The organism is Actinokineospora sp. UTMC 2448, from assembly GCF_024760565.1.
Taxonomy (GTDB): domain Bacteria; phylum Actinomycetota; class Actinomycetes; order Mycobacteriales; family Pseudonocardiaceae; genus Actinokineospora; species Actinokineospora fastidiosa.
Map to the genome: position 1 here is coordinate 3,389,004 of NZ_CP031087.1, position 16,258 is coordinate 3,405,261.

General features: G+C 73.8%; 14 protein-coding genes. 9 read left to right on the forward strand and 5 right to left on the reverse strand.

Going from position 1 to position 16,258, the window contains the following annotated elements:
- Window positions 1–140: 140 nt before the first annotated feature.
- Window positions 141–1,592, reverse strand: coding sequence for a KamA family radical SAM protein (locus tag Actkin_RS15470; protein ID WP_258907743.1), 1,452 nt, complete (start codon window positions 1,590–1,592; stop codon window positions 141–143).
- A 79-nt stretch (window positions 1,593–1,671) separates the two neighbouring features.
- On the opposite strand from Actkin_RS15470, the gene Actkin_RS15475 reads away from it, so the two are divergent.
- The 9 genes from Actkin_RS15475 to Actkin_RS15515 all read left to right on the forward strand — a co-directional run bounded on the left by Actkin_RS15475 (window position 1,672) and on the right by Actkin_RS15515 (window position 12,435).
- Window positions 1,672–2,724 carry an L-erythro-3,5-diaminohexanoate dehydrogenase gene (locus Actkin_RS15475; protein WP_229786783.1) on the forward strand — a complete coding sequence of 351 codons (1,053 nt, stop codon included), beginning with the start codon at window positions 1,672–1,674 and terminating at the stop codon, window positions 2,722–2,724.
- A 19-nt stretch (window positions 2,725–2,743) separates the two neighbouring features.
- A complete protein-coding gene (locus Actkin_RS15480) occupies window positions 2,744–4,408 on the forward strand; it encodes an amidohydrolase (RefSeq protein WP_258907744.1) in 1,665 nt (554 codons plus the stop codon).
- The gene (locus Actkin_RS15485; RefSeq protein WP_258907745.1) at window positions 4,395–5,969 is read left to right on the forward strand and encodes a lysine 5,6-aminomutase subunit alpha; all 1,575 of its coding nucleotides are present in this window, start codon (window positions 4,395–4,397) and stop codon (window positions 5,967–5,969) included. The genes Actkin_RS15480 and Actkin_RS15485 overlap by 14 nt, the downstream gene beginning before the upstream one ends.
- A complete protein-coding gene (locus Actkin_RS15490; RefSeq protein ID WP_189210221.1) occupies window positions 5,966–6,712 on the forward strand; it encodes a lysine 5,6-aminomutase subunit beta in 747 nt (248 codons plus the stop codon). The genes Actkin_RS15485 and Actkin_RS15490 overlap by 4 nt, the downstream gene beginning before the upstream one ends.
- Window positions 6,709–7,092: a 3-aminobutyryl-CoA ammonia lyase gene (locus Actkin_RS15495; RefSeq protein ID WP_258907746.1), complete on the forward strand. Its 384-nt coding sequence runs from the start codon at window positions 6,709–6,711 to the stop codon at window positions 7,090–7,092. The genes Actkin_RS15490 and Actkin_RS15495 overlap by 4 nt, the downstream gene beginning before the upstream one ends.
- 168 nt (window positions 7,093–7,260) lie before the next feature.
- Window positions 7,261–9,333: an AMP-binding protein gene (locus tag Actkin_RS15500; RefSeq protein ID WP_258907747.1), complete on the forward strand. Its 2,073-nt coding sequence runs from the start codon at window positions 7,261–7,263 to the stop codon at window positions 9,331–9,333.
- A gap of 253 nt (window positions 9,334–9,586) precedes the next feature.
- Window positions 9,587–11,140, forward strand: a complete 1,554-nt coding sequence (gene lnt, locus Actkin_RS15505; protein WP_258907748.1) for an apolipoprotein N-acyltransferase — start codon at window positions 9,587–9,589, stop codon at window positions 11,138–11,140.
- A gap of 23 nt (window positions 11,141–11,163) precedes the next feature.
- On the forward strand, window positions 11,164–11,928 hold the full coding sequence (locus Actkin_RS15510) for a polyprenol monophosphomannose synthase (protein ID WP_189210225.1): 765 nt from the start codon (window positions 11,164–11,166) through the stop codon (window positions 11,926–11,928).
- A 120-nt stretch (window positions 11,929–12,048) separates the two neighbouring features.
- Window positions 12,049–12,435, forward strand: a complete 387-nt coding sequence (locus tag Actkin_RS15515; RefSeq protein ID WP_189210226.1) for a hypothetical protein — start codon at window positions 12,049–12,051, stop codon at window positions 12,433–12,435.
- A 77-nt stretch (window positions 12,436–12,512) separates the two neighbouring features.
- On the opposite strand, the gene Actkin_RS15520 is transcribed toward Actkin_RS15515, so the two are convergent.
- From Actkin_RS15520 to Actkin_RS15535, 4 genes are all read right to left on the reverse strand, one after another.
- Window positions 12,513–12,857, reverse strand: a complete 345-nt coding sequence (locus Actkin_RS15520) for an RNA polymerase-binding protein RbpA (RefSeq protein ID WP_189210227.1) — start codon at window positions 12,855–12,857, stop codon at window positions 12,513–12,515.
- Window positions 12,858–13,099: 242 nt separating this feature from the next.
- Window positions 13,100–13,834 (reverse strand): thymidine kinase, encoded by a 735-nt coding sequence (locus tag Actkin_RS15525; protein ID WP_189210228.1) that lies wholly within the window; start codon window positions 13,832–13,834, stop codon window positions 13,100–13,102.
- Window positions 13,835–13,850: 16 nt separating this feature from the next.
- A complete protein-coding gene (locus Actkin_RS15530; protein WP_258907935.1) occupies window positions 13,851–15,260 on the reverse strand; it encodes an MFS transporter in 1,410 nt (469 codons plus the stop codon).
- A gap of 144 nt (window positions 15,261–15,404) precedes the next feature.
- Window positions 15,405–16,232, reverse strand: a complete 828-nt coding sequence (locus Actkin_RS15535; RefSeq protein ID WP_258907749.1) for an arylamine N-acetyltransferase family protein — start codon at window positions 16,230–16,232, stop codon at window positions 15,405–15,407.
- Between the last annotated feature and the right edge of the window lie 26 nt (window positions 16,233–16,258).

Genomic DNA, 16,258 nt, shown 5'->3' on the forward strand with positions numbered 1-16,258 from the left:
TTCGGGTGGCGGCGCGATCGTTTCGATATTTACCGAACTGCCATTCGGCCGGACGCGCTGGGCGCTCTGGCCCAGGCGCGGGCCCAGGTCAGAGCGCCCCGTGAGCGCGTGGCTGCGGCTCGTGGCCGCGGCGGGCGCCGTTACGCGCGGTGGTCGGGGTTGGCGGCCCAGAAGCGCCTGCCGGACTCGGGCAGGGTGCTGATCGGGTCGTAGTAGGGGTAGCGGCGGGACAGGATCGCCGCGGCGTCGGCGTCCTCGTCGCGCTCGGTGCCCGCGCGGTAGTTCTTCGTCCAGTAGGAGACGCCGAGGTCGCGGTCGTACTCGGCGATCTGGTGCACCCACCGCTTGCCCACGTAGGGCACGTCGCAGATGATGCGCGGGGTGGCGTAGCCGGGCAGGTAGCCCATGATGGCGTGCTGGAGCTCCTGCGCCTCCCACACCGCGAGCCGCCAGTGCTCGGCGTTGGGGATCATGTCGCACATGTAGAAGTAGTAGGGCAGGATGTTCGCCTCGCCCTGCAGGGCGAAGCACAGGTCCAGCAGCGCCTCGGGGGTGGCGTTGACCCCGCGCATGAGCACGCCCTGGTTGCGCACGTCGCGCACGCCGACCTCCAGCGCGGTGCGGGCGGCCTCGGCGACCAGCGGGGTGACCGACTGGGCGTGGTTGACGTGGGTGTGGATGGCCAGGTTGACCCCGCGGCGGGCGGCGGTGCGGGCCACGCGCTCGAGGCCCTCGACGACGGCGGGCTGCAGCCAGTGCTGCGGCAGCCCGGCCAGCGCCTTGGTGGCCAGGCGGATGTCGCGCACGGTGGGGATGTCCAGCAGGCGCATCAGGAAGCCCTCGAGCTGCTTCCACGGCACGTTGGCCACGTCGCCGCCGGAGACCACCACGTCGCGCACGCCCGGGGTGCGCTTGAGGTAGTCGATCATGGCGTCCTGGCGGTCGACCGGTTTGAGCGTCAGCTTGTGCTTGTCGATCTGCGGGGTGGAGTTGCCGACGAGGTCCATGCGGGTGCAGTGGCCGCAGTACTGCGGGCAGGTGGACAGCAGCTCGGCGAGCACCTTGGTGGGGTAGCGGTGGGTCAGGCCCTCCACCACCCACATCTCCGCCTCGTGCAGGGAGTCGCGCGCCGAGTGCGGGTGGCTGGGCCAGTCCGGGTCGCGGTCGGAGGCCACGGGGAGCATGTAGCGGCGGATCGGGTCGGCCAGGAACGCCTCGGTGAACTCGGCCTGGCCCGCGGCCGGGTCCAGCGCCGAGGCCATGGTGTTGAGCATCTGCGGGGGCAGCAGCATCGACATCGTGGCCATGGTGGCCTGGTCGGCGGCGAGGTCGTCGTAGAAGGACTCGGCCAGCAGGCCGCCGGTCACCGCGCGCAGCTGCTTGGCGTTCTTGACGCAGTTGACCCGCTGCCACTGCGCGTCGCGCCACTGGGCCTCGGTGACGTGCGCCCAGCCGGGGAAGCGGCGCCAGTCGGGTTCGACCAGTTCCCGTCGCTCGTACTCGTACGGCTGGTGCCCGGCCCGGTCCAGAGCCTCGGACACGCTGGTGACCGGGGTGTCCGGCCCGCCAGCAACTTCACGCAGCGCAGTCATATGTACTCCTCGCCGTTCGGGTGGCGTAAAGATATGCTGCCAGACGACACGCTGGACGTAAATTTTTCAGGAGGCGGTTGTGACGGTGTCTTCCGGGGTTCCCGCCGGGCCGTCTGCGCGGACAAGCTCGCCGTGGGGCCTGCACCGGGTGCAGGACCCGCCCGGCGTGCTGCCCCAGCAGGCCTGGCGGCTCGACCCCGACCCGACCCCGCACGCCGACGAGGTCGTCGTCGCCGTCGAACGCCTCAACCTCGACGCCGCCTCCTACCGCCAGTTGCGCGAACAGCACGGCGGCGGCGCGGCCGTGCGCGATGCGGTGCTCGGGATCGTCGCCGAGCGCGGCAAGATGCAGAACCCCGTGACCGGCTCCGGCGGCATGCTGCTGGGCACCGTCGCTGCCGTCGGCCCCGACTCCCCGCTCGGGCTGGCCGTCGGCGACCGCGTCGCCACCCTCGTCAGCCTCACCCTCACCCCGCTGCGCATCGACGACGGCCTCGCCGACTGGGACGGGGAGTCCGAGCAGGTCCCCTGCCGGGGCACCGCCGTGCTCTTCGGCCGCTCCATCGCCGCGCGGCTGCCCGCCGACCTGCCCGACACCCTCGCCCTCGCCGTGCTCGACGTGTGCGGCGCGCCCGCCCTCACCGACCGCGTCGTGCGCGACTACCGCGCCCCCTCCGTCGCCGTGCTCGGCGGCGGCGGCAAGTCCGGGTCGCTGTCGCTGGCCGCCGCCCGCCGCGCCGGGGCCCGCCGCCTCGTCGCCCTCGTCCCCACCGAGGCCGAGGCCGCCGCCGTGCGCCGCGCCGGGCTCGCCGACGAGGTCGTGCTCGCCGACGCCCGCGACCCGCTCGCCGTCGCCGCCGCCGTCGGCGAGCAGGTCGACGTCACCGTGGTGTGCGTGGACGTGCCCGGCTGCGAGCACGGCGCGATCCTGGCCACCGCCGACGGCGGCACCGTCGTCTTCTTCTCCATGGCCACCTCCTTCCCCGCCGCCGCCCTCGGCGCCGAGGGCCTGGCCGCCGACGTGCGCATGCTCATCGGCAACGGCTACGTCCCCGGCCACGCCGAGTTCGCCATGGACCTGCTGCGCGCCGCGCCCGGGGTCCGGGCACTGTTCGAGGCCCGCGCCCACTGACCCGCGAGACTGTCTGACCGTGACCACCACCTCCGCGACCGACACCCACGCGACCGGCGCCCCCGCGAGGACCACGCTGCTGACGGGCGGCCGGATCCACTCCCCGGCCGACCCGCACGCCACCGCCATGGCCGTGCAGGACGGCGTCGTCGTCTGGCTCGGCCAGGACTCCGTCGGCGCCACCCTCTACGCGAACGCCGAGGAGACCGTCGACCTCGACGGCGCGTTCGTCGCGCCCGCCTTCGTCGACGCCCACGTCCACGCCACCAGCGCGGGCCTGCTGCGCACCGGCGTCGACCTCACCTCGGCCCCCACCATGGCCGCCGCGCTCGACGCCCTCGCCGCGCACGTGCGCCGCCACGGCCGCGCCCCCGTCTGGGGCCACGGCTGGGACGAGACCCGCTGGCCCGAGGGCCGCCCGCCCACCCGCGCCCAGCTCGACGCCGCCGCCGACGGCGCGCCGGTCTACCTCTCCCGCGTCGACGTGCACTCCGCGCTGGTCTCCACCGCCCTGCTCGACCGCGCTCCCGACGCCGCCCGCGCCGACGGCTGGCACCCCGAGGGCCCGCTCACCCGCGACGCCCACCACCACGCCCGCCGCGCCGCCCGCGACGCCCTCACCCCCGGCCAGCGCGACGACGCCCAGCGCGCCTTCCTGCGCCACGCCGCCGCCATGGGCGTGGCCAGCGTCCACGAGTGCGCCGGACCCGACATCTCCGGGGCCGCCGACCTCGCCGCCCTGCTCGCCCAGCCCGGCGACCTGCCCGAGGTCGTCGCCTACTGGGGACAGCCCGTCACCGCCGACGCGGGCGCGGTCGCGGCCACCCACCGCGTGCGCGGCCTGGCCGGGGACCTGTTCGTCGACGGCGCCCTCGGCTCGCGCACCGCCGCCCTGCACGCCCCCTACACCGACTCCCCCGACACCAGCGGCGCCCTCTACCTCGACCCCGCCGCCATCGGCGAGCACCTGCGCGCCTGCACCGAGGCCGGGATCCAGGCCGGGTTCCACGTCATCGGCGACGCCGCCGTCACCGCCGTCATCGAGGGCTTCGCCCGCGCCGAACAGCACCTCGGCCGCGTCGCCATCGCCGCGGCCGGGCACCGACTCGAACACCTGGAGATGGTCACCCCCGGGCAGGCCCAGCAACTGGCCCACTGGGGCGTGATCGCCTCCGTGCAGCCGCTGTTCGACGCCCACTGGGGCGGCCCGCACGGCATGTACGCCCAGCGCCTCGGCGTCGAGCGCGGCACCGCGCTCAACCCCTTCGCCCAGCTCGCCGCCGCCGGGGTGGTCCTCGCCCTGGGCTCCGACGCCCCCGTCACCGCCGTCGACCCGTGGGCCGCGGTCCGCGCCGCCGTGCACCACCGCACCGACGGGCACGGGCTGTCCCCGCGCGCGGCGTTCACCGCCCACACCCGGGGCGGCTGGCGCGCCGCCGGGGTCGACGACGGCCTCACCGGCACCCTCGTGCCCGGCGCCCCCGCCACCTACGCCGTGTGGGACGTCGAGGACCTGGTGGTGGCGGCCCCCGACGCCCGGGTGCAGCGCTGGTCGACCGACCCGCGCTCGCGCGTGCCCGCCCTGCCCCGCCTCGACCCCGGCGCGGCACCGCCCGTCTGCGCGCGCACCGTCCTGCGCGGGCGCACGCTGTTCGACCGACAGGAGAACCATGCCCCTGCTTGACCTGGACCCCGAGGTCGTGGCCACCGCGCGGGCGCTGGCCGCCGAGGCCGCCGCCCCGGTGATCGACATCGCCCGCGCGCACACCACCGTCGCCGTCGAACGCGCCACGCTGCGCCTGGCCGGGATCACCGGCGCGGACACCACCCACCGCGCGGGCGACGTGCCGTGGGTCAACCGGGTCGTCGACACCGTGCGCGAGCACTGCGGCCTGGAGCACGGCGTCGCCCTGCCGGTCTTCCACGCGCTGCGCGAACACGACCTCGGCTCGCTCACCGAACTGGCCGAGGCCACCGCCGCGGGCCAGGTCACCTACCGGCTGCCCGAAGGCCGCGACGCCACCCGCGCCGCCAAGGCCGCCCGCACCGCCGTCGCCCGCGGCCTGCGCACCGTCGACCGCAACCGCGCCCAGCGCGACCGGCTCGTCGCCAAACTCGGCGACCCGCCGCGCCGGCCCTGGATCTACCTGATCGTGGCCACCGGCGACATCGACGAGGACGTCGTGCAGGCCGCCAACGCCGCCCGCGCCGGGGCCGACATCATCGCCGTCATCCGCTCCACCGGGCAGTCCCTGCTGGACTACGTGCCCGAGGGCGCCACCCACCACGGCTTCGCGGGCACCTACGCCACGCAGGAGAACTTCCGCATCATGCGCGCGGCCATGGACGAGGTGTCCAAGGAGGTCGGCCGCTACGTGCGCGTCACCAACTACGCCTCCGGGCTGTGCATGCCCGAGATCGCCGTGCTCGCCGGGCTGCAGCGGCTGGACATGATGCTCAACGACTCCATGTACGGCATCCTCTTCCGCGACATCAACCCGATCCGCACCTTCGTCGACCAGCGCTTCTCCCGCCAGGTCCACGCCCGCGCCGGGATCATCATCAACACCGGCGAGGACAACTACCTCACCACCGCCGACGCCGTCGACGCCGCCCACACCGTGACGGTCTCCCAGCTGCTCAACGAGCACTTCGCCCACGAGGCCGGGCTGCCCGACGAGCTGCTGGGCCTCGGCCACGCCTTCGAGATCAACCCGAGGGTGCCCGACTCCTTCCGCATGGAGCTGGCCCACGCGCTGCTGGCGCGCGAGCTGTTCCCGGACGCGCCGCTGAAGTGGATGCCGCCCACCAAGCACATGACCGGCAACGTCTTCGACGGCTACCTGCTCGACGGGTTCTTCAACCTCGCCGGTGTCCTCACCGGACAGTCCATCCTGCTCGTCGGCATGATGACCGAGGCCGTGGTCACCCCGTTCCTGTCCGACCGCGACCTCGCCCTGGCCAACGTGCGCTACGTGCTGGAGGCCGCCGGGAACCTGCGCGAGGACTTCCGCCCCGCCCCCGACGGGTTCATCGCCAAACGCGCCCACCAGGTCCTCGGCGAGGCCGTCGACCTGCTCGCCCGCATCGTCGACGAAGGACTCCTGGAGGCCATCGGCAAGGGCACCTTCGGCCTGATGAAACGCCCCGCCGACGGCGGCAAGGGCGCCGACGGCGTCATCGCCAAGGCCGACGGCTACACCAACCCCGCGAGCGAACTGCTGGAAGAGGGTGCCACCGCGTGAAGCGCCACCTCCGCCCCTACGGCGACACCACCGGCGACGGCATGGTCCAGCTGTCGTTCACCCTGCCCGTCCCGCACGGCCCCCGCGCCGACGGCGCCGCCCAGCAACTGGCCAACCGGATGGGCATCGACCCCGCGCTCGTCGTGCACTCCCACCCCATCGGCGAGGACTTCACCTTCTTCGTCGTCTACGGCTCGGTGTCCCACATCATCGACATGGACGCCGTCACCGTCGTCGAGCGCGAATACCCGCTGCTGACCCCCGGCGAGATCAACACCGCCGTGAAGAAGGCGCTGCGCCGCAAACTCGTCGTCGTCGGCGCCTGCATCGGCACCGACGCCCACACCGTCGGCATCGACGCCATCCTCAACATCAAGGGCTTCGCCGGGGAGAAGGGCCTGGAGTACTACCGCGAACTGCGCGTGATCAACCTCGGCGCCCAGGTCACCGTCCCCGAACTGGTCAAACGCGCCCGCGCCGAGAAGGCCGACGCCGTGCTGGTCTCCCAGGTCGTCACCCAGCGCGACGCGCACATCCTCAACACCCAGGAGATGTCGGCGGCCTTCCGCGAGGCCATGGGCGAGCGCAAGCCCCTCCTCGTCGCGGGCGGGCCCCGCTTCGACCCGCTCATGGCGGGCGAACTCGGCGTCGACCGCGTCTTCGGCCGCGGCACCACCCCCGGCGAGGTCGCCTCCTACCTCGTCCACGCCCTCACCACCCGGAAGGACACCGTCCCAGCATGAGCGCCCAGGTCGGCATGAGCGTCACCCACCGCCGCTACGTCCCCCACTCCCACGCCCACTACGGCGGCAACCTCGTCGACGGCGCCTACGGGCTGGGCATGTTCGGCGACGTCGCCACCGAGCTGTGCGTGCGCACCGACGGCGACGAGGGCCTCTTCGCCGGGTACAGCGAGGTCACCTTCGCCGCCGCCGTCCAGGCCGGGGACGTCATCGAGGCCACCGCCACCCTCGTGCGGGTCGGCACCCGCTCCCGGGAGATGGAGTTCGAGGCGCGCGTGGTCTGCCGCGCCGCCCCCGACCGCGGCCCCTCCGCCGCCGACGTGCTCGACCCGCCGCTGGTCGTCACCCGCGCCCGCGGCACCGTCGTCGTCCCCGCCTGATCGGGGCATACCCCCCATCGGTGAGCACTCCTCGTCGAATTCCGCTGCGCCGAGCGAGTGATCTTGGCCCGTACTGGGCCGAACGGCGCAACCGGCCCTTGCCCCGGTCGGCCGTTCGCTGATAACAACCGGACCCACACCAACCGTCCGGGGCCGCCGCGGAGGACCATGCCCACCGAACTCGTCGAGGCCGACCACGTCCTGGACCACCCAGCGGCCCAGGTGTGGGAGCTGCTCGGCGATCCCGTGCTCTACCCCCGGTTCGTCCGCGAGATCGCCGCGTGCGACCCCGCGGGCGAGGGCGGGCCCTCCGGGCGCGGCGCCCGCTACCGCGTCCGCTACGCCCCCCACCGCGGCCAGGACCCCGTCCTGGACGAGCTGACCGTCCTGGTGCACCGGCCCGGCGAACACCTCGTGCTCGTCGGGCCCGCATGGCACGGCGGACACGTCAGCGTCCGGCTCACCGCCGAGACCCGCCGCCGCACCCGCGTGCAGGTCGTGGTCTCCCTGCCCGAGTCCCTCACCACCGGCACCCTGCTCACCGACGCCTGGCTGCGCAAACGCATCCGCCGCGCCCTCGACCTCGTCGACCACCACCTCGCCGGGCGCGCCGCCACCGTCTCGCCCACCCGCATCGACGCCACCGCCCGCGGCGCGGGCGCCGTCACCACCATGCGCGTGCTCGCCAGGGCAGGGGTCATCACCCCGGGACGGCCCGACCGCATGGCCCGCCAACTGGCCACCGTCGCCAAGTGGGGCGCCACCCTCGTCGGCGGCTACCGCTCCGCGGCCATCGCCGCCCCCGACGCCCTCGCCGTCATCGACGAGAACGGCGAGCACACCTACGCCGACATCGACGCCCGCACCACCCGCCTGGCCAACGCCCTCGCCGACCGCGGCGTGCGCGCCGGGCGCCGCGTCGCGCTGATGTGCCGCAACCACGCCGGACTAGTCCAGGCCGCCGTCGCCTGCGGCAAACTCGGCGCCGACGTCCTCATGCTCAACACCGGCCTGTCCGCCGACCAGGTCGCCGACACCGTCGAGCGCCACCGCCCCGCCGCCCTGCTCGCCGACGACGAGTTCGCCCCGCTGTTCCACCACCTGCCGCCCGCCCTCGGCTACATCTCCACCTGGAGCGCCGCCCCCGCCGACCTCACCGTCGACAACCTCATCGCCACCGGGGCCGACACCCCGCCGCGCGCCCCCCGCACCCCCGGCCGCGTCATCGTCCTGACCTCCGGCACCACCGGCACCCCCAAGGGCGCCCGCCGCCGCAATCCGACCGGCCTGTCCGCCGCCGCCTCCGTGCTCTCCCGAATCCCGCTGCGCGCAGGCGAACGCGCTCTCGTCGCCGCCCCCCTGTTCCACACCTGGGGCCTGGCCGCCATGCAACTGGCCACACCCCTGCACGCCACCCTCGTGCTGCAGCGCCGCTTCGACCCCGAGGCCACCCTCGCCGCCATCGCCGAACTGCGCTGCACCACCCTGATCGCGGTGCCGATCATGCTGCAGCGCATCCTCGCCCTGCCCGCGCGCGTGCGCGCCCGCTACGACACCGCCAGCCTGCGCGTCGTCGCCTCCAGCGGCGCCCCCCTGCCCGGCGCGCTCGTCACCGCCTTCATGGACACCTTCGGCGACATCCTCTACAACCTCTACGGCTCCACCGAGGTCTCCTGGGCCAGCATCGCCGACCCCACCGACCTGCGCGCCGCCCCCACCACCGCGGGCCGCTGCCCGGTCGGCACCAAGGTCGGCATCCTCGACGCCGACGGCCGCCCCCTGCCCCCCGGCATGGTCGGCCGCATCGCCGTGGGCAACGAGATGCTGTTCGAGGGCTACACCGACGGCGCCGACGCCGAGATGCACGGCGACCTCATGGTCACCGGCGACCGCGGCTACCTCGACGCCGACGGCCGCCTGTTCGTCTCCGGCCGCGACGACGACATGATCGTCTCCGGCGGCGAGAACGTCTTCCCCCGCCCGGTGGAGGAACTGCTGCTGAGCCTGGACCAGGTCGCCGACGCCGCCGTCGTCGGCGTGCCCGACCCCGACTACGGCCAGCGCTTCGCCGCGTTCGTCGCCCTCAAGCCCGGCGCCCGCCTGCACGCCACCGACATCCGCGACTACGTCCACGCCCACCTCGAACGCTATTCCGTCCCCCGCGACGTGGTGTTCGTGCCCAAGGTCCCCCGCAACGCCACCGGCAAGGTCGTCCGAGACCTACTCCTCGAACAGGTCTGACCACGCGACCAGGCCCCGCCACACCCCGGAATCCGTCCGCAGCCGCGATTCGGAAGCCACCGCCGAGCTCCCGCACCGCTCGGCCTCCGCGCACTGCCCGGCGCCTGTGCCGTGGACCCGCCACCCTCGCCACCGGGCACGCCCGACCCGACCCGTGACCGCCGCGCTGATCGCCGCGGCGGCGGCCCGACCGCCCGTGCGGCGTGGCGGGCCGGTGAACACGGCGTCACCGGGTCGGCCGTAGGCTTGCGCGGTGGCCGTCCCGACCGCCGTCCCCGCCGCCGACCAGCCCGCACCCGCGCCGCGCGCGCGGGTGCTCGTGATCGGCCGCACCGTGGCCGCGCTGGCGGGCGGGCTGGCGGTGTTCCTGGCGTTCCCGCCGCGGCCGACCTGGTGGCTTGCGCCGCTGGGGTTCGCCGTCCTCGGGCTGCTGCTGCGCACCGCGCGCGCCCGGGCCGGGTTCGGCTACGGGTTCGCGTTCGGGCTGGGCATGATGGTGCCGCTGCTGGCCTGGACCGGCGAGTTCGTCGGCCTGATCGCCTGGCTGCCGCTGGCCGCCGTCGAGGCGCTGCTCGTGGCGCTGTCCACCGCGGCCATCGCCGTCGTCGGGCGGCTGCCGGGGTGGCCGCTGTGGGCGGCGCTGCTGTGGACGGCGGGGGAGACGCTGCGCGCGGTGTTCCCCTTCGGCGGGTTCCCGTGGGCCAAGGTCGCCTTCAGCCAGCCCGAGGGCTGGTACCTGCCGCTGGCCGCGCTCGGCGGCACCCCGCTCATCGCCTTCGCCGTCGCCCTCACCGGCTTCGGCCTGGCCGCCCTCGTCCACACGCGCAGGCCCGCGCTCGCGCTCGTCGCCGTCGCCCCGCTGCTGGCCGGGCTCGCCGCCACGCCCCTCGTCGGCACCGACGCGCAGGCGGGCGAGGTCACCGTCGCCGCCATCCAGGGCAACGTGCCGCGCGCCGGGCTGGACTTCAACGCCCAGCGCCGCGCCGTGCTGGACAACCACGTCGCCCGCACCGAGCAGCTCGCCGCCGACATCGCCGCGGGCCGCGCCCCGCGGCCGGACCTGGTGATCTGGCCGGAGAACGCCTCCGACATCGACCCCTACCGCAACCCCGACGCGCGCGCGGCCATCAACCGCGCCGCCGACGCCGTCGGCGTGCCCATCGCGGTCGGCTCGGTCCTGGTCGACCCCGACGGGCGCCCGCGCAACACCGTGATCCTGTGGACGCCGGAGCAGGGCCCGGTGGCCGAGTACACCAAGCGGCAGCTGCAGCCCTTCGGCGAGACGATGCCGATGCGCGACTTCTTCCGCCTGTTCACCGACTACGTCGACCGCGCCAACAACTTCCGCGCCGGTGAGGCGCCTGGCGTCTTCACCGTCGACGGCATCCGCCTGGCCGTGGCCACCTGCTACGAGGTCGCCTTCGACGACATCGTCCGCGAGAACGTCGCCCTGGGAGCCAACCTCATCGCCGTGCCCACCAACAACGCCACCTTCGGCCGCACGGAGATGACCTACCAGCAGCTGGCGATGGACCGCGTGCGCGCCGTCGAGCACGGCCGCGCCGTGGTGGTCGCGGCCACCAGCGGGGTGTCGGCGATCGTCGCCCCGGACGGGTCGATCACCCGATCGACGGGTCTGTTTACCCCGGATGCCCTGGTGGAGCGCGTCCCCCTGCGCACGGAGACTACGATGGCCCACCGACTGGGTGCCTGGCCCGAGTGGGTCATGGTCGTCGCGGGCCTGGCCGCGCTGGCGGCGGCCCTGGTCGCAGGCGGGCGCGCCCGCCGGACCGGCACCACCCCCTGACGCCGCCGAGAGGACATGCCCCTATGGCCGACCAGCTGCCCGACCACGGCCCGACCGACCCGGTGTTGGTGGTGATCCCCACCTACAACGAGCGCGAGAACCTCGGGCCCATCGTGGAGCGGCTGCACGCGGCCCTGCCCGCAACGCACGTGCTCGTCGTCGACGACGGCAGCCCCGACGGCACCGGCGACCTCGCCGACGCCATGGCCGCCGCCGACGAGCGGATCAGCGTGCTGCACCGCACCGAGAAGGCCGGGCTGGGCGCGGCCTACATCGCCGGGTTCACCTGGGCCCTGGAGCGCGACTACAACGTCGTCGTCGAGATGGACGCCGACGGCTCGCACGCCCCGGAGGACCTGCCGAGGCTGCTGGAGGCGCTCAAGTCCGCCGACCTGGCCCTGGGCTCGCGCTACACCCGCGGCGGCAAGACGGTGAACTGGCCGCTGAGCCGCCAGCTGCTCTCCCGGGGCGGCAACGTGTACTGCCAGCTGGCGCTGGGCACCCGGGTGCGCGACATCACCGGCGGCTACCGCGCCTTCCGCCGCCACGTGCTGGAGACGCTGAAGCTGCACAACGTGGCCTCGCAGGGCTACTGCTTCCAGGTGGACCTGGCGTGGCGCACGATCGAGGCCGGGTTCACCGTGGTGGAGGTGCCCATCACCTTCGTCGAGCGCGTGCGCGGCGAGTCGAAGATGAGCGGCAACATCGTGCGCGAGGCGCTGCTGCGGGTCACCAAGTGGGGCCTGCGCAGGCGCGGCACCCAGCTGAGGTCGCTGCTGCGCCGCTAGACCGCCGCACCGGTGCCCCGCTCCAGGTCCCGGACGCGGGGCACCGGTACGGCCCCCGCTGTCACACCTTCCGCCGGTTCCCCGTCGAAGTGTCCGTAGGGAACGCGAGAAGGGAATCAGATGGCGCGAGGGCAGCGAGTGCACCCGTTCGTCGCGGCGGCCGTGGTGCTGCTGGCGTTGACGGCGCTGGTGGCGGGCTGGTGGGCGTGGCTGGACCCGGCGGGGTTCGCCCGGTTCACCAACTGGCCGAACCACGCGCACTTCCTGCACGACGCGGGGGTGTTCCAGATCGGCATCGGGCTGACGATGCTGTTGGCGCTGTGGTGGCGCGACGGGGTGGCGGTGGTGCTGACCGGGTTCGTGTTCACCAACACCTTCCACGCCTACAACCACGCCATGGACCTCGACCACGGCGGCCACGCCTACGACGCGTGGGCGCTGCTGGCGGTGTCGGTGGTCGGCGGGGTGGCGCTTGCGGTGCGGGTGCGCAGGCGCGAGCGGGCCTGAGCCGCGGAAAGGGGACGGCCGCCCGGCGGGGGGAGGTCCGGGCGGCCGTCGGTCCGAGGGGGACGCGGGAGGGGCGGTCAGGCGGAGCGGCTGCGGCGGCCGCGCAGTTCGGCCAGCCGCTCGGTCAGCAGTTCCTCCAGCTCCGGGATGGAGCGGCGCTCCAGGAGCATGTCCCAGTGGGTGCGCGGCGGCTTCGCCTTCTTCGGCTCGGGGTCGCTGCCGTCGATCATCTTCGACTCCAGGCCGTGCAGGCGGCACTCCCACACGGGGGGCACCTCGGCGTCGTCGGAGAAGGGGACCTCGAAATCGTGGTCCTTCGGGCAGGCGTACCGGACGGTCCGGCGCGGGGCGAGGTCGTGATTGCGGTCAGTCTCGTAGCTGACCGCTCCCAGCCTGCTACCACGAAGCACACGGTCGGCCATGGCGCGTCCTTTCACTCGGCCCGATGTCAAACGGAGCCCGGGTCTTGCTCACCCTGTGCAACGACCGTAGCGGGTAAATGATTCCCGAGTACCCGTCACCATCGCTCAGGGTGACAAGTTTCACCCGTCAACAACAGCATCCACCCTAGGGATGCCACCGCGCCGGGCCCGTGACGCGTTCTCGGTCGAACAACCACAGGAGATCACCCTCACGGGGGACCTTACCAGCGCGCCCGCGTCGATCACGCGAACGACAATTGCCCCTGCACCCCCGGGTCCACCCCGAGGTCGCCGAGCCGAAAGTGACGCCGGCACAACACTTGATAACGCACCGTAGCTGACGGTGGGGTCTCGGGGAGGTCACGCTGAGTGTGCGTGGGAGCGGTGTCCGCGACGAGGACGGTGTCGCCCGCGCGCACGATGCGCCCGTCGACCACCCGGGCGTTGAACCGGGCCGGGAGCCCGCACCAGCACAGCACGTCCACCTGCACCGGCCGCAGCTCGTCGGCCAGCTCCACCAGCCGCGCCGCGCCCGGGAACAGGCGGCTGCGGAAGTCGGTGGCCAGCCCGAAGCAGTACACGTCGATCTGGGCGTCGTCGGCGAGCTCGGCGAGCTGGTCGACCTGGGCGGGCTCGAGGAACTGGGCCTCGTCGACGATCAGGTAGTCCACCCTGCCGCCCTCGGCCCAGCGGGCGCGCACGAGCGCGCGCAGGTCGGTGCCCGCGTCGAGCTCGACGGCCTGCCGGGCGATGCCGATGCGGCTGCTGATGCGCGGCTTGCCGGAGCGGTCCCGCGACACCAGCCGCAGCCCCTGGCGGCCCTGCCGCGACTGGTTGTGGTCGACCTGCAGCGCCAGCGTCGACTTCCCGCAGTCCATCGGCCCGTAGTAGAAGCGCAGGTGCCCGACGACCGGCAGCTCGCGCGGGGCCGGGGACAGCGCGTCGGTGGGGTCGGGGTCGGGGCTGGTGACGGTCACGGGCCACGACCTTAGATCACAGCCTGTTCGGCACGGGGTTGCCCACGGCCTCGATGGCCCGGCGCACCGGCACGAAGTACAGCAGGACGAACCCGATGACGAAGAACGCGATCAGCGACAGGATCGCGTAGCGGTAGGAGCCGGTGGCCCCGGCGGTCACGGCGAACACCAGCGGGCCCAGCCACGACGTGGCGCGCTCGCCGACCTCGTAGATGGAGAAGTACTGGGCCTGCTTGCCCGCCGGGATCATCTGGCTGAACAGCGACCGCGACAGCGCGTTGGTGCCGCCCAGCACCAGCCCGATGCCCCCGGCCAGCGCGTAGAACTGCAGCTGCTCCCCGGCCTGGACGAAGTAGGCCAGGCACAGCACCACGACCCACACCGAGAGGCTGCCCATGATGGTCCGCTTGGTGCCGAACACCCGCGCCAGGCGCCCGTGCAGCACGCCGCCGAGGAACGCCACGAACTGCACGATGAGGATCGTGGTGATCAGCACCTGGTCGTCGAAGCGCAGCTCCTCGCTGCCGTACTGGGCCGAGAGGTTGGCCACCGAGGCGATGCCGTCGGTGTAGATCAGGTAGGTGCCCAGGAACGCCAGGGTCAGCGGGAAGCGCCGCGCGTCGCGCAGGGTCGCCCCCAGCTCCTTGAACCCGGCGGTGAGCACCGACCCGGCGCGCGGCTCGGCGATCGGCCGGTGGTCGCGCAGGGTGCGCAGCGGGATGAGGGTGAACAGCGCCCACCAGATGCCGGAGGTGAGGAACGCCAGCCGGGCCGCGGCGCCCTCGTCGACGCCGATGCTCTCGCCGAAGAGGACCAGCACCAGCTGCAGGCCCAGCGCGAGGCCGCCGCCGAGGTAGCCGAAGGCCCACCCGCGCGTGGACAGCGCGTCGCGCTCGTCGGCGGTGGCGATCTCGGGGATGAACGAGTAGTAGATCGCGATCGAGGTGCCGTAGCCGATGTTGCCCAGCACGAACAGGACCACGCCGAGTTCCCAGTTGGTGCCCGCCACCAGCGCGATCGCCATGGTGACCGCGGCGCCGCCGAAGGCGAACCCGGCGAGCATGGCCTTCTTGCGCGCCGAGCGGTCGGCGATCGCGCCGATCAGCGGCACCACCAGCACCTGGATGACGGTGGCGAAGGACAGCAGGTAGCCCCACAGGGACCCGGCGGCGAACTCCAGCCCGAACAGGCCGATGTCGCAGTTGACGAGCTTGTTGGCCGCCCCGTCGGGGCCGACGCACGGGGTGGGGCCGTTGCGGGCGGTGTCGGCCAGGGCGGCGTCCCCGGCGACGGCGGTGAGGTAGAGCGAGCCGAACACCGTGATCACCGAGGTGGGGAAGACGGAGTTGGCGAAGTCGTACCAGACCCAGCCGCGTTGCTCGCGGCGGCGCGTGGCCGGGTCGGCTGTCGGGCTGTCGTCCACCATGCTCACTGCCGCCTCCGCGCGGTCCCGCCTGCGCCGGAGATCACAACCGGCACGCCGGAGACTAGCGGCCGGGTTCGGCGGCCACGCCCGCCGAGTCCCAACCGTTGCGTCCCGGCCGCCCCCCAGTGCGGCCGGGACGCGGCCTCAGCGCACGGCGGCCAGCTCGGCCTCGTCCAGCTCCAGGCCCAGCTGCGCCAGCAGCGCGCCCATCTCCCGCGGCTCCACCGTGCGGGTCTCCACGCCGCCGTCGGCGTGCCGCACGGTCAGCTCGCGGCCGTGCAGCGTGGTCGCCATGCCCGGCTCCAGCCGCTTGACCAGCAGCTTCCTGACGAACGGGGAGTCGGGGTGGGTGGCGGTGTAGTGGTGGGCGACGTCGAGGTCGACCTGGCGCAGCGGCGGCCCCTCGGCGAACTCGTGCTCGGCGGTCCAGCCGTCGTCGCCGCGGCGGGTCAGCACCCAGCGCCCGTCGGGCAGCGCCACCAGCCGGGTGGGCCACCCGGCCTGGTCGACCTCGACGCCGTCGATGAGCGGCACCGGCGCCCACATGCTCGCGCCGAACCCCACATCGGCCAGCATCGTGCCCTCGTCGGTGTCGACCAGCAGCATCATGTGGGTGCTGGCGCCGGAGCCCTGCGGGTGCACCCGCGCCAGCCTGCGCCGGACGGGGTAGCCCAGGCGCTCCAGGACGGCGGCGAAGAGGGTCGCGTGCTCGAAGCAGTAGCCGCCGCGGCGGCGGGTGACGAGCTTGTCGGCCACCGCGGGCAGCCGCACGCCCGGATGCCGCCCGGTGATCACGTCGACGGTCTCGAACGGGATCGCGGCCACGTGCGCGGCGTGCAGCCCGCGCAGCGCCTCGGCGGTGGGGGCGGTGACGGCCGGGTGGTCGATCCGCGCCAGGTAGGCGGTCAGGTCCAGCTCCTCGACGCCCCAGTCGGTGGCGGCGTCGGGGTTGTAGTCCAATGCGATGCTCACGGCGGCAAGCCCATCACCTCCAGCGC

Bases quoted from the DNA above. Each gene is read 5' to 3' on its own strand.
- Actkin_RS15470 (WP_258907743.1), bottom strand. From the start codon at position 1,592: ATGACTGCGCTGCGTGAAGTTGCTGGCGGGCCGGACACCCCGGTCACC.
- Actkin_RS15485 (WP_258907745.1), top strand. From the start codon at position 4,395: ATGCCCCTGCTTGACCTGGACCCCGAGGTCGTGGCCACCGCGCGGGCG.
- Actkin_RS15495 (WP_258907746.1), top strand. From the start codon at position 6,709: ATGAGCGCCCAGGTCGGCATGAGCGTCACCCACCGCCGCTACGTCCCC.
- Actkin_RS15500 (WP_258907747.1), top strand. From the start codon at position 7,261: ATGCCCACCGAACTCGTCGAGGCCGACCACGTCCTGGACCACCCAGCG.
- Actkin_RS15510 (WP_189210225.1), top strand. From the start codon at position 11,164: ATGGCCGACCAGCTGCCCGACCACGGCCCGACCGACCCGGTGTTGGTG.
- Actkin_RS15515 (WP_189210226.1), top strand. From the start codon at position 12,049: ATGGCGCGAGGGCAGCGAGTGCACCCGTTCGTCGCGGCGGCCGTGGTG.
- Actkin_RS15520 (WP_189210227.1), bottom strand. From the start codon at position 12,857: ATGGCCGACCGTGTGCTTCGTGGTAGCAGGCTGGGAGCGGTCAGCTAC.
- Actkin_RS15530 (WP_258907935.1), bottom strand. From the start codon at position 15,260: ATGGTGGACGACAGCCCGACAGCCGACCCGGCCACGCGCCGCCGCGAG.